This window comes from Colwellia ponticola (genome assembly GCF_005885605.1).
GTDB classification, from domain to species: domain Bacteria; phylum Pseudomonadota; class Gammaproteobacteria; order Enterobacterales; family Alteromonadaceae; genus Colwellia; species Colwellia ponticola.
In genome coordinates, this window is the sequence record NZ_SZVP01000014.1 from 21,955 (window position 1) to 36,839 (window position 14,885).

General features: G+C 37.3%; 15 protein-coding genes. 11 read left to right on the top strand and 4 right to left on the bottom strand.

The genetic code is table 11. The features are described 5' to 3' along the window. Positions 1–159: 159 nt before the first annotated feature. The 4 genes from ubiG (at position 160) to yfaE (ending at position 5,695) form a co-directional block, all read left to right on the top strand. Positions 160–900, top strand: a complete 741-nt coding sequence (ubiG, locus tag FCS21_RS12865; RefSeq protein ID WP_138623956.1) for a bifunctional 2-polyprenyl-6-hydroxyphenol methylase/3-demethylubiquinol 3-O-methyltransferase UbiG — start codon at positions 160–162, stop codon at positions 898–900. 665 nt (positions 901–1,565) lie between these two features. After that, complete coding sequence (nrdA, locus tag FCS21_RS12870; RefSeq protein WP_138623957.1) at positions 1,566–3,836, top strand: class 1a ribonucleoside-diphosphate reductase subunit alpha; 2,271 nt, start codon at positions 1,566–1,568, stop codon at positions 3,834–3,836. Positions 3,837–4,149: 313 nt separating this feature from the next. Next, entirely contained in the window at positions 4,150–5,280 is a 1,131-nt protein-coding gene (gene nrdB, locus FCS21_RS12875) for a class Ia ribonucleoside-diphosphate reductase subunit beta (RefSeq protein ID WP_138623958.1), read from the top strand. A 97-nt stretch (positions 5,281–5,377) separates the two neighbouring features. Continuing rightward, positions 5,378–5,695, top strand: coding sequence for a class I ribonucleotide reductase maintenance protein YfaE (gene yfaE, locus FCS21_RS12880; protein WP_220399255.1), 318 nt, complete (start codon positions 5,378–5,380; stop codon positions 5,693–5,695). A 178-nt stretch (positions 5,696–5,873) separates the two neighbouring features. Here yfaE and FCS21_RS12885 read toward each other — a convergent pair whose 3' ends face one another. After that, on the bottom strand, positions 5,874–6,215 hold the full coding sequence (locus FCS21_RS12885; protein ID WP_138623959.1) for a chaperone modulator CbpM: 342 nt from the start codon (positions 6,213–6,215) through the stop codon (positions 5,874–5,876). Between the two features lie 4 nt (positions 6,216–6,219). Further along, positions 6,220–7,173, bottom strand: coding sequence for a DnaJ C-terminal domain-containing protein (locus tag FCS21_RS12890; RefSeq protein ID WP_138623960.1), 954 nt, complete (start codon positions 7,171–7,173; stop codon positions 6,220–6,222). A gap of 426 nt (positions 7,174–7,599) precedes the next feature. On the opposite strand from FCS21_RS12890, the gene FCS21_RS12895 reads away from it, so the two are divergent. The 3 genes from FCS21_RS12895 (at position 7,600) to FCS21_RS12905 (ending at position 9,178) form a co-directional block, all read left to right on the top strand. Further along, positions 7,600–8,046, top strand: a complete 447-nt coding sequence (locus FCS21_RS12895; protein ID WP_138623961.1) for a cytochrome C — start codon at positions 7,600–7,602, stop codon at positions 8,044–8,046. Positions 8,047–8,285: 239 nt separating this feature from the next. Beyond that, complete coding sequence (locus FCS21_RS12900; RefSeq protein ID WP_222927971.1) at positions 8,286–8,525, top strand: CsbD family protein; 240 nt, start codon at positions 8,286–8,288, stop codon at positions 8,523–8,525. Between the two features lie 308 nt (positions 8,526–8,833). Further along, positions 8,834–9,178 (top strand): DUF4398 domain-containing protein, encoded by a 345-nt coding sequence (locus FCS21_RS12905; RefSeq protein WP_138623962.1) that lies wholly within the window; start codon positions 8,834–8,836, stop codon positions 9,176–9,178. Here the strand turns inward: FCS21_RS12905 and FCS21_RS16820 are convergent. Continuing rightward, positions 9,159–9,320, bottom strand: coding sequence for a hypothetical protein (locus FCS21_RS16820; protein ID WP_171035705.1), 162 nt, complete (start codon positions 9,318–9,320; stop codon positions 9,159–9,161). The genes FCS21_RS12905 and FCS21_RS16820 overlap by 20 nt on opposite strands. A gap of 25 nt (positions 9,321–9,345) precedes the next feature. Here FCS21_RS16820 and FCS21_RS12910 point away from each other — a divergent pair, with 25 nt between their 5' ends. Further along, positions 9,346–10,254, top strand: coding sequence for an OmpA family protein (locus FCS21_RS12910; RefSeq protein WP_138623963.1), 909 nt, complete (start codon positions 9,346–9,348; stop codon positions 10,252–10,254). 257 nt (positions 10,255–10,511) lie between these two features. Here FCS21_RS12910 and FCS21_RS12915 read toward each other — a convergent pair whose 3' ends face one another. Beyond that, entirely contained in the window at positions 10,512–11,009 is a 498-nt protein-coding gene (locus tag FCS21_RS12915; protein WP_118056237.1) for a hypothetical protein, read from the bottom strand. A 78-nt stretch (positions 11,010–11,087) separates the two neighbouring features. Between FCS21_RS12915 and FCS21_RS12920 the strand changes: the two genes are divergently transcribed. The 3 genes from FCS21_RS12920 (at position 11,088) to FCS21_RS12930 (ending at position 14,608) form a co-directional block, all read left to right on the top strand. After that, positions 11,088–12,569 carry a phospholipase D-like domain-containing protein gene (locus FCS21_RS12920; protein ID WP_138623964.1) on the top strand — a complete coding sequence of 494 codons (1,482 nt, stop codon included), beginning with the start codon at positions 11,088–11,090 and terminating at the stop codon, positions 12,567–12,569. A gap of 114 nt (positions 12,570–12,683) precedes the next feature. Next, positions 12,684–13,469, top strand: coding sequence for an endonuclease/exonuclease/phosphatase family protein (locus tag FCS21_RS12925; protein ID WP_138624016.1), 786 nt, complete (start codon positions 12,684–12,686; stop codon positions 13,467–13,469). A gap of 185 nt (positions 13,470–13,654) precedes the next feature. Continuing rightward, positions 13,655–14,608, top strand: a complete 954-nt coding sequence (locus tag FCS21_RS12930; protein ID WP_138623965.1) for a patatin-like phospholipase family protein — start codon at positions 13,655–13,657, stop codon at positions 14,606–14,608. Positions 14,609–14,885 lie beyond the last annotated feature (277 nt).

Here is a 14,885-nt window from a genome sequence, read left to right on the forward strand (position 1 = left end):
AAATGTTTGATGCCATACTGGTTTTATTAAAGGTTTTTATAAGTATTATGAACAGCTTAAAAAAACACCGTAAAAGCATATGTTTGATCTATCTCCTTTGCTTAAAAATAACTTTCGTTTAGAATAAAACCATTAAAAATTAATTTAAAGTAGTCAACTATGTCAGCCAAACCGCTTAACGTAAATGAAGATGAAATTGCCAAATTTGAGCAAATTGCTAGTCAATGGTGGGATTTAACCGGTGATTTTAAACCATTACATCAAATTAACCCCTTAAGAGTAAATTTTATTAGCCAACATATTGCCTCGGCGCTTAACAGCGATGACACCAATAACGGTTTTTATAATAAAAAAATGATTGATGTGGGTTGTGGTGGTGGCATATTGTCTGAGTCATTAGCCAAATTAGGTGCTCAAGTGATGGGTATTGATATGGGTACAGAGCCACTTAATGTCGCTAAATTACATGCGTTAGAATCAAGCCTGTCAATTAATTATCAAAAAATAACTGCAGAAGAAAAAGCCTTGCAAGACCCGGAAGCTTTTGACGTGGTTACTTGTATGGAAATGCTTGAGCATGTACCAGAGCCTGAATCTGTGATTAACGCGTGTGCGTCGTTAGTAAAGCCTGGCGGCTTGGTGTTCTTTTCAACCCTCAATAAAAGTATCAAGTCGTATTTATTGGCAATACTCGCAGCAGAAAAACTACTAAAAATAGTGCCTGATGGTACCCATGACCATGATAAATTTATTCGCCCTTCCCAGCTTATTGGTTGGGCAGAGGCGCATGGTTTAAAATGTATTGATACCAGTGGTATTCATTACAACCCGATAACGGGCAACCATAAGCTCGATAATTCACTCGATGTTAACTATATATTGTGTTGTCGTAAGCTTTAGTCGCCTTCGTGTTGATCTTTGTGTTAACAACTAAACGGTGAAGCTAAATAACCGTTAAGATGACGTAAAAAATAGCAAGTAAATAACGACTTAAAGCCTCAAACAATGATTTAAGCTAATGTTGATCATTGTTTGAGGCTTTGATTTAAGCATTGTTGTATAAACAAGCAAGTTGTTCAAACATTAAGCCAGCACACCATTACTCCATAAAGCATTGAAATTATTATATTTTATTTTCTTTAGATTAATTCACTATAAAGATAATAAAAATTTAACAAAAATAATTGATGAAAATTATTATATTTTAAAAGACGTAAATAATCGTTGCTTTTAGTAAATTCCAAAATGAAATAGTCTTACTAGGTTAGTCACCACTAACCCCTATAATTACGGCAAAAATAACGCCAAAGATCAACCTATTTTATCACTTGCAAAAGAGGTCAAACCTCACTATCTTGTGCCTATAATTTTAAAAAGCCCTAGATATTGTGCATTTGATGTTCAATGGCTTATTTAATATACGTATTAAATAATGTCTAATTAGCCTTGCTATTTAAATCAGTAATGGACTTTTTATTAGTAACAATTTTAATTCCTTTGATACATCAATTCTGTTGATATTAAAGGATATAAACATTCACCATAATTTGCTTGACAGGTATTTCATGACTAACAGCCTCTTTGTAACTAAACGAAATGGTAAGAAAGAAAACATTGATTTAGAAAAAATTCACCGCGTAATTGCTTGGGCTGCCGATGGCTTAGAGCATGTTTCTGTTTCTCAGGTTGAGTTAAAATCACATATTCAGTTTTACGATGGTATTAAAACTGAAGATATTCATGAAACAATTATTAAAGCTGCGGCTGATTTAATCTCTGAAGAAACTCCTGATTATCAATATCTAGCTGCGCGTTTAGCGGTATTTCATTTACGTAAAAAAGCCTACGGAAAATTTGAGCCACCGGCTCTTTATCAGCACGTAGTCAAGTTAGTAGAAGCAGGTAAATATGATCAGCATTTATTAGCTGACTACAGCAAAGAAGATTTTGATCATATGGCCAGTTTTATGGATCATAGCCGTGATCTAAACTTCAGCTATGCCGCCGTTAAGCAACTTGAAGGTAAATACTTAGTACAGAACCGTGTTAGTGGTGAAATTTACGAAAGTGCGCAATTTTTATATGTGTTAGTGGCGGCCTGTTTATTTGCTAAATACCCTACTGAGTCACGTTTAACTTACGTAGAAAACTTCTACCACGCCATCTCAACCTTTAAAATATCGTTACCTACGCCAATAATGGCCGGCGTTCGTACGCCAACACGTCAATTTTCATCGTGTGTATTGATTGAGTGTGGTGACAGTTTAGATTCTATTAACGCCACATCAAGTGCTATTGTTAAATACGTATCACAACGTGCAGGTATTGGCGTTAATGCCGGACGTATTCGCGCTTTAGGTAGCACGATAAGAAATGGTGAAGCTTTTCATACTGGTTGTATTCCGTTCTTTAAACACTTTCAAACCGCTGTAAAAAGTTGTTCGCAAGGTGGCGTTCGCGGCGGTGCAGCGACCTTGTTTTATCCATTATGGCATCTTGAAGTAGAAAGCTTACTGGTACTTAAAAATAACCGAGGTGTTGAAGAAAATCGTGTTCGTCATTTAGACTATGGCGTGCAATTTAATAAGCTTATGTATCAACGCTTAATTAAAGGCGGCTATATTACTTTATTTAGTCCTAGTGATGTACCAGGACTTTATGACGCCTTCTTTGAAGATCAAGAAAAATTTGAGCGTTTGTACGTGCAATATGAAAATGATGAGTCTATTCGCAAAAAACGTATTAAAGCAATTGAATTATTTACGTTATTTGCCCAAGAGCGCGCCAGCACTGGTCGAATTTACTTACAAAATGTTGATCACTGTAATACCCATAGTCCTTTTGAGCCGACAAAAGCGGCAATTCGTCAAAGTAATTTGTGTTTAGAAATTGCGCTACCGACTAAACCAATGAACGATATTAACGATGAAAATGGCGAAATAGCACTGTGTACGCTGTCTGCCTTTAACTTAGGTGCTATTGATTCATTAGATGAGCTAGAAGGCTTAGCTGATTTAGCCGTACGCGCTTTAGATAGCTTATTAGATTATCAAGACTACCCTATTCCGGCTGCACAAAGTGCTAGTATGGCGCGTAGAACGTTAGGTATAGGTGTTATAAACTATGCTTACTACTTGGCTAAAAATGGCCTTTACTATTCAAACGGTAGTGCTAATAACTTAACACATCGTACTTTTGAAGCGATTCAGTATTATTTACTTAAAGCGACTAATGAATTAGCCAAAGAGCAAGGCCCGTGCCCTAAGTTTAACGAAACACGCTTAGCGCAAGGTATCTTACCTATTGATACTTATAAAAAATCGATTGATGACATTACGGGTGAGCCATTGCATCTTGATTGGGAGACCTTACGCGAAAGTATTAAACAACATGGTGTAAGAAATTCAACAGTATCGGCGTTAATGCCATCAGAAACCTCGTCACAAATCTCAAATGCCACTAACGGTATTGAGCCACCGCGTGGTTTGATCAGCATTAAAGCAAGTAAAGATGGCATTTTAAAGCAAGTTGTTCCTGAATATGAACGACTAAAAGGCAACTACGAGTTACTGTGGAACATTCCCAATAACCAAGGCTATTTAGAGCTAGTGGGTATAATGCAAAAGTTTGTTGATCAAGCGATTTCAGCGAACACAAACTATGATCCAAATAAATTTGCGGCAGGTAAAGTACCGGTTAAACAAATATTACAAGATATGCTAACAGCCTATAAGCTAGGTGTTAAAACGCTTTATTACCATAATACCCGTGATGGTGCTAATGATGATTTTGAAGCTGAAGACGATAGCTGTGCTGATGGTGCTTGTAAAATATAGCCAGAGCTTAACCAAGCCTTAACGAACATTTAATCATAACTTAATAACAGCACAAGTTAAAATGTTCTCAATTTAAGGCGATCTAAATTGCGTTAAATAACGTAGCTTAAGTTATATCGTGTAAGTCATCTAGTTGACATGACTTACACTGATGCACTGAGAGCACAGTACCTAGGCACTAAGACTGAAAGTACTGAACATCACTGTATTGCACCTCAGCGCTAACAAGCATTAAACATAATAGAACACGATAGAGCTTAGTTAAGACTAGGCTTTAACTATGACTACTTGGTAGTCCCAAAGGAATAAAAAAATGACGTATACCACGTTTAATCAAACACCTAATGACGCGCTGTTAGAGCCAATGTTTTTAGGTAATAGCGTTAACGTTTCTCGTTACGATCAACAACGTTATATTGCTTTTGAAAAGTTAATTGAAAAACAATTATCATTTTTTTGGCGTCCAGAAGAAGTGGATGTCTCTAAAGATAGGGCTGATTGGCAAAGTTTAACCGACTCTGAAAAACATATTTTTATCTCAAACCTAAAATATCAAACATTGCTAGATTCAATGGCTGCGCGCTCTGTTAATGCCGTGTTTTTACCCTTAGTCTCTTTACCTGAAGTAGAGACGTGGATAGAAACGTGGGCGTTTAGTGAAACTATTCACTCACGCTCTTATACCCATATTCTACGTAATTTATTTACTGCCCCTGGGGAAATATTCGATGATATTATCGTTAACCCCGCTATTTTAAAGCGTGCTTCAAGCATCTCGAAATACTTTGATGAGGTTATTCTCACCACACAATTACTCCAATCTCAAGGTGAAGGTACCTATGACATTGAAGGTAAAACCATTGAAGTAACAACAAGAAAGCTTAAAGAGCGTTTATATCTTGCTGTGTGCTCTGTTAACGCACTAGAAGCTATTCGCTTTTATGTTAGCTTTGCTTGCTCATTCGCTTTTGCAGAACGAGAATTACTTGAAGGTAATGCTAAAATTATCAAGCTTATTGCCCGTGATGAAGCATTACACTTAACCGGTACGCAGCATATTCTTAATAACTGGCGATCAGGTAAAGATGATCCTGAAATGAAAATTATTAGTGAAGAACTTCGTGACGAAGGTTTGCAAATTTTCTTAGATGTTGTTGAGCAAGAAAAAGAATGGGCGCAATACTTATTTAAAGATGGCTCAATGATTGGCCTTAATGCCGATATTTTAAATCAATATATTGAATATATTTCTAATCAGCGTTTAACTGCTATTGGTTTTGCCGCGCCTTATAACATAAAGAGTAATCCGTTACCTTGGATGAATGCATACCTTGTTAGTGACAACGTACAAGTTGCTCCGCAAGAAACTGAAATATCAAGCTATTTAGTAGGTCAGGTTGACTCATCTGTAGATGCTGACGACTTTGATGACTTTGACTTATAACCCATTGAAAATTTATTAAAGATACTTAATTATAAGTTACGCTAAAAGCGCGAATACCGTGCTTTTAGTTATCTATACATAGGTTATGAAATAAACGATGACTATCACTATAAAAGCCAAAAACGCCGCTGACAATATGATAAACACGTTAAAATTACAGCCTAAAATTAACGTGCAAGGTAAAGTGGTGCTTTATAATAATAAAGCACAAACCTTACTTGATTGTTTAGAGTTAGCTGATGTTGAAGTACATTACCATTGCCGTGATGGTTTTTGTGGTGCCTGTCGAGTTACCCTAGTAGAGGGTCAAATTCACTACCCAGCAGGCGAGCCTTTAGCTTACGTTGGTGACAACGAAATACTGCCCTGCTGTTGCGTGCCAGTAACCGATATTAGTTTACGTATAGATGAATAACCTATACTAGTCGCAGGAGAGTCTACTAAAGTAACCACCGCCATGGTTACAACAAAGCATAACTGGTTAAACTTAAATCGACGTAACATATGAGTAATAATAGCGAATGGAAGTAAAGGCTTCATTGAGTAAGCTTTACTGTTGCTTACACCGTTATCTAAAAAGTAGGCTAATACTTTTATGAGTGATTAATCATTGGTGCTTTATAACGGTTTAACCTTGCTTCTAATGTTTCAATCTCTTCGAGTAAATCTAAAACTAAGGCAACACCCGCCTCATTTACCCCTAGGTCTCGTTGAAGCCTCATCGCTGTACGTGCCCGTTTTAGACTATAAGCTGAGAACTTCCACAAAGTCTGTTGTTCTACCGGCGTTTGTTGATAATTAACAGGGTCTAATACCCCTACTTCAACTAAAGCTATAATCCATTTAGTAGAGCTTGAACAGGCATAACACAATTCTTCAAGAGACAGTTCGGCTTCTTCATCAAGCAGTACACCCTGCAATATAAGATCATTCATTAGTTTATACTCCTAACTGGCTTCGTGGATTAAAGGCTAATTCCTCTTGCATTTTTATGTAGATGGCTTTGGCAGCGTCGGTATCAGCTGGTGGTAAAACAATTTGAGCCACAACGTATAAGTCTCCTGGTGTCTTGGCCGGAATACCACGAGCTTTTAAACGAAGTTTCTGGCCATTTTTTGTTGAGGGTGCAATCTTTAAATCAACTGGACCACCTGGTGTTGGTACTTTAATAGTTGCGCCCAGTGCCGCTTCCCACGGAGTCACTGGTAAATCGAGATAGACATCGTGTTGCTCGACACGATAAATAGCGTGCGTGTTGAATGCTAGCTCAAGATAAAGATCACCTGCAGGACCGACTCCAAAACTAGGAGTACCTTGACCACAGAGCCTGATCCGCTGACCTTGTTTAACACCTTTAGGTATTTTAACGTTTAAAGTACGCTGTTTATTTACCATGCGCCCTTGTTTATCCAACGCTGGAGAGTGAAGCACAATACTGCGCGTTGCACCTTTATATGCGTCTTCCAGATCAATTAAAACTTTGGCGTGATGATCTTCACCGCGTGCTTTATTAGCCGTTCGATATTGTCCTCCTGAATGTTGTGAGCCAAACCCTTGACCAAACAACGACTCAAAAAAATCACTAAAATCTGCCTGACTAGCTCCTGCAGTACGCTCACCTGTAAATTCAAACCCAGCATCCCAGTCTGGTGGTGGATTAAAATCTTGTCCTGATTGCCAGTCATTACCCAATTGATCATAGGCGGCACGCTTATCTGGCTCTTTGAGTACCGCATAAGCTTCACCTACTTCTTTAAAGCGAATTTCAGCATCAGCTTCTTTACTCACATCTGGATGATATTTTCTAGCCAATTTTTTATAGGAGCGTTTAATCTCTTCTAAAGTAGCATCTCTAGCAACATCTAATATTTGATAATAATTTTTAAAATCCACAAATAGCTCCAGCGAAGATCCTCTTAAAATATAAAGTACACCATCTATAGTATATTAAACAGCTTTAATATCGTTGCCCTACCTCACTAATATATATAGTCAGTATGTCTATTTTGATAGCTCAATAATGACAACTAACCGATGCGCCCCATCACTGTTCAGCGCACGAACAACCATTATCACCCTATAGGAAAAACAATAAATGATTTTAAATACAAATACTTAACACTATATCGTTGCACGAATATATAAGCTACTCCTCTGATCAACGTCGACAAAAAATAGTACTGATATAATTAAGTTATGTGCGACACCGTACAGATGTATTTTTGTATTCAGGACAGAGTAAGTATATAGCGTTGTGTGATTTATTAATTACAAGCAAGACACTTAATTGTTATGTCAGATTTTTACCAAGGAATAGCAATGAAATACTCTTTACTTATCCTCATATCATTAATGTTAGTCAGCTGTAACGAAGGGGTTGATTCCCCACGAGGCTTTAACCTTCCTCATGGCGATATTGACACAGGGAAAATAGTGTTTATAAAATACCAATGTTTAGCTTGCCATACACTTCAAGGCACTGAAGATATAAGTGTTGAAAAAAATCAGGATATTCTAGTTCCCCTTGGCGGTGATAAAAGCCAAATAATCACCTATGCTCAATTAGTCACCTCGATAATTAATCCTTCTCATAAGTTTTCTAAGCCATATTCAGCTATGTCACAAACCGCTGAAGGAGAATCAAAAATGAAAATTTTTAACGAGGTAATGACCATAACCGAACTTATTAATTTGGTTTCTTTTTTACAGTCGAACTATACATTAGTTCCCTATCAACCAACAAAATATCAATATTACCCACAATAATCTCAAACCACGTTAATTTTTAAGCGCAAGCTATACTCAAAATATTGTCATTGCAAACGAATAAAAAAAGCTCAGCAAAGACTGTAACCTCTAGCTAAAAGGCTCTACCACTAATGCCTTTTACATGGCGAAAAGTGTGACGTTTTCAGAGGACACCCGTTGACTATCAATAACAAATATCAATTTTATTTAACAATTATAGTAAAAATAGTGACTCAACACTTAAGGAAATAAATAGGATGAAGTTGAAACAACAGCAACACAACTATCAAGACGATGCACCGAGTGTTAGCAAAACAGAAAAAAGCTGGAAGCAACAAATTAGTGCCGCCAAAAATATTTGGGGGAAAATCACTGAAAATGAGCTGATAAGAGTTGACGGTCACCAACATAAACTCGCGAGTCTAATTGAAAAGCGCTATGACATTTCACGTAGTAAGGCCGAAAAACAAGTCAAAGATTTTTTTAACAATTTTTAGTTGATTTTTTTCATATTATTTTAGCATGGATTGGTACTTATTTTACTTGCCAGAAAAAATCGCCTAAACAACTAGTCATACTTAGCCTCACCTTGTTAGAACGCGCCACTTCATTTATGTTAATTTGCTTTGAGCAAAATAATTAAACGTTAGTGAGCTAGCGCACAGACGCTTTGCTAAAACGCACTTACTGTTAATTTTACCTCTCTTAACATAAGAGAACCACAGGGTTGTCTTTGTTATGTCTGATACTGTCATGCTGTACACATAAATACACACCAATCAATTTATGATTAAAGGATAATTCGATGAAACTAAAATATATGACAATCGCTTTACTTATCGCCACATTGAGCGGTTGTGCCACACAAAAAGTACTGACGGAACAGGAAATGTTCGAAAGTAATCCCGCTCTGGCTCAGGCCAAAAAAAGCATTGAGCTTGCAGCACAAGGCAACTTAGCACTTTACGCACCCGTTCAACTAAAAAGTGCAGAGAACTCTTATAAGGAAGCACTTAGGCAAGCCCAAAATAATGATCCCAAAGCAGATAATAGTGCTCACCAAGTTATAGCAAACGTTGAAGCCGCTGAGAAACAAGCCGTAAAGGCAAAATATATCTTTGAAGAGGTTTTTAATGCCAGAGAGCAATAAAAGTAAAGGCGAGTTCAGCTACACCAGAAGCTTTTGAAAATGCTGAAACTGAGTTAGCAAGCATATTAGCTCTACTTGAAATTGGCGATGATGAAAAAGCAAAGCGTGATATCAATGCGCTACGTAATAAATATTTAGACATAGAGCTAAAGTCGTTAAAGCGTAATATGCTCAGTGTTGCTGAAAAAGCGTTAGCTAACGCTAAGAAAAATGATGTTAAAAAAATTGCCCCTAAAACTATAGCAATGGCAGAAGATGAGTACCGTCTGGCTTTGGCTACATTAGAAGCAGATCGAACTGCGACTCAAAAAGCCAATATTCATGCTAACCAAGCAATATGGTTAGTGCAAAGAGCGACCGGCATCGTAGATATTGCGACTAAGTTTAAAAATGCCGACTTTGATGAAGAGAAAAAAATTCTCTGGTATCAGGAACAAATTAGCCAAGTAGTTGCCGCTATTGACACTGATGTTGATTTCAATTTACCAAACAAAAAAGTAATCAATAGCTTACATCAAGCGCTGGCAGATGTCGTCCAAGAACGTAAAACCTTGTTGATGGGAATACAATCAGCTGAAACAAAACAAACTCAGTTAGTAAAAGATACAGAACAAGCTAAAATGGGGTTTGAACAAGAGCAAGCACAAGATAGAGCTGATGCTGAACGTTTTGCTAAAGTGCAAGCCCTGTATACCCCTGAAGAGGCCAATGTATATCGTCAATTAGATAACGTGCTTATTCGTGCCCAAGGTTTTGCCTTTAAATCAGGTAGCAGTGAAATAGAGTCAAGTAATTTTGTTTTGTTGAATAAAATCATTACCGCTATCAAAAGCTTTCCAGATGCTGACATCATGGTTTCAGGACATACCGATAATGTCGGTAGTGAAGCATTGAATATGTCGCTATCGAAAGCCCGAGCAAAAACCGTTGCTAATTTTATTACCCAAGTAGGACTTATTGCTGAGCATAAAGTTACTTCGAATGGTTTTGGTAAAAGTAAGCCAGTGGCATCAAATGAAACGGCAGTAGGTCGCGCAGAAAACAGACGAGTTGAGATATTAATAATTAATAAATAAGCTGAATGTATTTATAAAAAACAGCCGTCACATTAATGATAAACATGAGTTGTAGATAATACTGTGGATCTACTCAATACACTGAATAGCTCCCAATTATCTTTGCAAGCGACAAAAAACATTAGCCCTCCCATAAAGCAAAGCCAACCAACGTTATTAAATTAATCTTAATGACATGATTATAAGGTGTTATTTACGGTTGCTCTGTCAGTTATCTTACTCAGACTTCGTTAAGGGGGGCAAATGTAGCTGGTCATTTAATCAAAAATAAAAGGCTCCTTCTTAGCTTTAGTTCGAATCCAGTTCAGAGAAAACCTTACTGACTTTCGCGCAAGAATATTTTGTTCAATCTTTTTTTTACCTGGAAAGGGTATTAAGCTCAAGCCGATTAATATCGTCAATAATCCTTGCCCTGGTAACACTAGCATGGCAATACCACACAACAATAACACTACCCCCACGAAAATTTTTAAGGTATTAACAACAAGGCTAACACTGCCATTCATTAGTATTAAGTGAGGGCGCGCACGGTTATTATTAACCGATTTTGTTTCATTCTTTATCTCATTGTCTGTTTTATTACTTAAATTTTTATCGATAAAGTATCGTGTATCTAGTTGGGTAATAAGGTAACTTATCATTATAAAATACACGATTAACATCACTGTCGAAAATAGGATGATTAATAAGATAAAATTGGCACCGAAAGTATCCATTAAATACGTGGCAATGTTATTGTAATATTCTTTAAGCACTTTTTTTCCATGGCTAATTAAATAGATTAATCAAATAGCGTTATTTCATCGCTATTTGTTACGTTAAGTTGAGTTTTTATGTACCTAGTTGAAGCGTTAGTTAACTGGCTCACCCTTTATTGGGTCACCATCATCGTTATTTTCCATCTTAGCTTATCTTTGTTAACATCGGTACACGTACTTTTGTTTAAAGAAAATGAACGTACCTCACTTGCTTGGATTGGTCTAGTCATATTTTCTCCCGTGGTAGGTAGCTTATTTTATTGGTTATTTGGTATAAACCGTATTAAGCGCTCCGCACAAAAAGAGCATCCGCAAACGCTAAAGAAAAACTTTCGTTATAAAAAAAAGCCGATAAACTTTCATCAATTGCCAACAAATTGGCATGCAGCCCTCATAGCCGGTCATGCTATTAATCCCATCAATTATCTTGCCTGTAACAAAATAGAGCCGCTTATTAATGGCGATGACGCCTATCCAGCGATGATTGATTCAATTAACGGCGCCAAACATCATATTGTGTTATCGAGTTACATTTTTGATTATGACACCATTGGGCGACAATTTATTACCGCATTAGCGCAAGCACATCAACGTGGTGTTATTGTAAACGTATTACTTGATGGTATCGGCGTTGGTTATAGTTGGCACAAATCAGACCGAGCATTAAACAAGCTGGGGGTAAAAACGGCACGCTTTTTACCTGCTATTTCCTTTACCAGCATTCGTTTTATTAACCTTAGAAATCATAGAAAAATACTCTGCGTAGATGGCGAAGTCGCTTATATTGGAGGTATGAATATTAGCGAAAATAATGTGATTAAATCGGCAAAACACCCCATTGATGATGTGCACTTTAAAGTAACCGGTCCGGTCATTGATCAAATTAGTCAGGTATTTATAGAAGATTGGTTTTTTGCGACGCGTAAGTTAATTCAATTTCCTCATTATATTGTCAAGACCAGTAACCCCGATCAGTTAAACACTAAAACGACACAACGCCATGTAAACCCTGTGGTTGCACGCGTTATTCAAGACGGACCTGATGAGCATCACAATAGAATACGCTGGACATTAATTAATGCTTTGGTTTGCGCTAAAAAAAGTGTAAAGATTATGACGCCCTACTTTATTCCCGACCAAACGCTGATGACGTCTTTGCACGCTGCAGCAATGCGCGGTGTTTCTATTGAAATCATTGTGCCTCAGCACAGTAATATTTTATTTGTTGATTGGGTAATGGCAGCAAATTATTCACGGATAATTGAACACGGTATTAAGATTTATAAAAATAAAAGACCCTTTGATCACAGTAAAATTGTGTTGATAGATGATATTTGGTCATTTATTGGCTCAACCAACTGGGATGCTAGAAGCTTAGAGTTTAACTTTGAGATTAACCTTGAGTGTTTTGATACTGAGCTTAACAGCAAACTCAGCAAGTTTTTTGCTTTAAAAAAGAAAGGTTCTGCTCTGGTTATTAACGACGACATTCATGGTTTACCTACTTACAAAAAAATTCGGAACAACTTATTTCGCTTGTTTTCCCCCTATCTGTAATACTAGTGCTAGGTTAATCGTCTGACGTTAATAGACTCACTTGTATTGCTTTCATAATATAAAACAGCATCGCCAGGTAACAAGGTCGCTATGAGCATCAATATGAATATAAACATGATTAAACGTCGATACAACAACCTTGAATCACTAAAAATCATGGGGCGCGCTTCAACAACAGCATTAGGACCACACATTGACGTGCTACTGTGGAACGTTTTCAAATGTAAAAAGAAAGGTTGGCAAGATGACTTTATCGCATTAACAAGTGATAAAGATCTAGTGCTACTGCAAGAGGCTATCGTTAATTGCCCCTTTGACCGCTTTTTTAAAAAATCAACGCAGCATCAGTGGATCATGGCACGCAGTTTTAGAAATATAAAAACCAATATAGAAACAGGTGTTAAAACCGGCTCAACCGTTAGCGCAAAAAAACATTATTACGCGGCCTCACAACATCAAGAGCCGCTATCACAAACTAAAAAGATGTTACTGGCTACCGTTTACCCTATGCAAACGTTTGACCATAGGGTTGAGCAGTCATTACTGGTCGTCAACACTCACCTGATCAATTTTGTTGCTTTTAATAAGTTTTGCGCACACTTAGATCAAGTTTTTCAAGCCCTAGAACATCATGACGGCCCGATATTATTAGCCGGTGACTTCAATACCTGGAATAGTAAACGACTAAACTATTTTCAAAAAATGGCGACAACTTTTTCACTCAACGAAGTGAAAATGGTGCGCCAGCCAAGGTTTAATCATTTATTACGCCATCTTGACCATATTTATTGTCGCGGCTTAACCATAGTGGACTCACAGGTACATACCCATATTCACTCTTCTGATCACTACCCAATTAGCTTATCGTTATCTACGTTAACGCCGGCGGTAATCAAATAAAGTTCAAGGGCTGTTTCTCGTCTTCACGTGATTTTGTCATCTCGACATATTGTCGAGTGTGTGTTAACGAACAGACGTAGGATGCATTTATGTGTAGTCTAACTGTCATCGTGTGAATGGCATACTTTTACATTTTAAACCTCAAAGATAGCGATTTTAGTTCCGCTAGTTAAAAAAGGCTTTCCATGCACGACTTATCACCAACACCAATTATTAATCATAGTAAAGCTTCACACATCAAAATGGCGCTTATTGCCGAAGGTGGCGGTCAACGAGGGATCTTTACCGCTGGCGTATTAGATGCATGGTTAGAGCATGATTTTGACCCCTTCGATTTATTTATAGGAACATCGGCCGGTTCACAGAACCTAACTAGCTTTTTATCTCGTCAACAAGGCTATGCTAAGAAATTAATCAGTGGGCTATCTCGTCGTAAACGTTTTTACCAACTAGGCCGTGGATTAAGAGGAGAAAATATTGTTGATTTGGATTGGTACTTTGATAAAACCCTCAAAGGTAACTTTGCCTTAGACCTTACCACGGCAAGGAAATCATTGGGGCAACGCGAATTATTGATCACCGCAACGAATTCTCGCGATAGGCAAGGTTATTTTTTAAGCCCAAACGGTGATAACGATCATTGGCGTCAATTACTTAAAGCTTCTAGTGCACTGCCATTTTTATATAAGCAAGGCGTTAAGATCGCACCTTCGTCTACGATTAGTCCAATGAGTCAGTCAGCAACAAAACGTGATCAGACTCAAGCCGATTTTTACCTTGACGGTGGACTTGCTGCGCCGTTACCGGTGCGTGAAGCCTATCGTCGTGGTGCTCGAAAAATTGTCGTTATTCGAACAGTTAATGAAGACTTTCATAGCCAGTTTGCTTGGGCACATAAATTAAAGTCATGGATTGTCACTTCTAAATATTGTCCAAAAACAATTGATTACTTAGTTCAGCATGAGCAAGCTTACCAGCAAGCACTCGACTTTATAGCTGAGCCACCTCCAGATTTAGAAATCATTCAAATTTTTGCAAAAAATAATCTTCAATGTAAGCTGTTAAATAGTACTAATACTGATTTACAACATGATTATCATGCAGGGTTCACTGCAGGGAATGATTTTTTGCAGAGCTAATAGATGACAAATAAAGTCTTAGTTAGCTGCGATCACTTGATTAAGTTATTGCCCATTTAACAAGAGTTTAAAATATTAGCAACAAGCAATTAATTAAAAGAGTAGTGACTCAATAGTGTGAAATTTTGCCTTATCTAAATCTACTATTCAGCGTCTTTGTCACGATAAATAACACAGCATGTAAACCTTTACCTTTTATTAGGTATTTGGCTTTTTTGCTCTTTAAGCGCTTATTAGTAAACTGATAATAGCGAAAAATATAACATAGACTAACTAT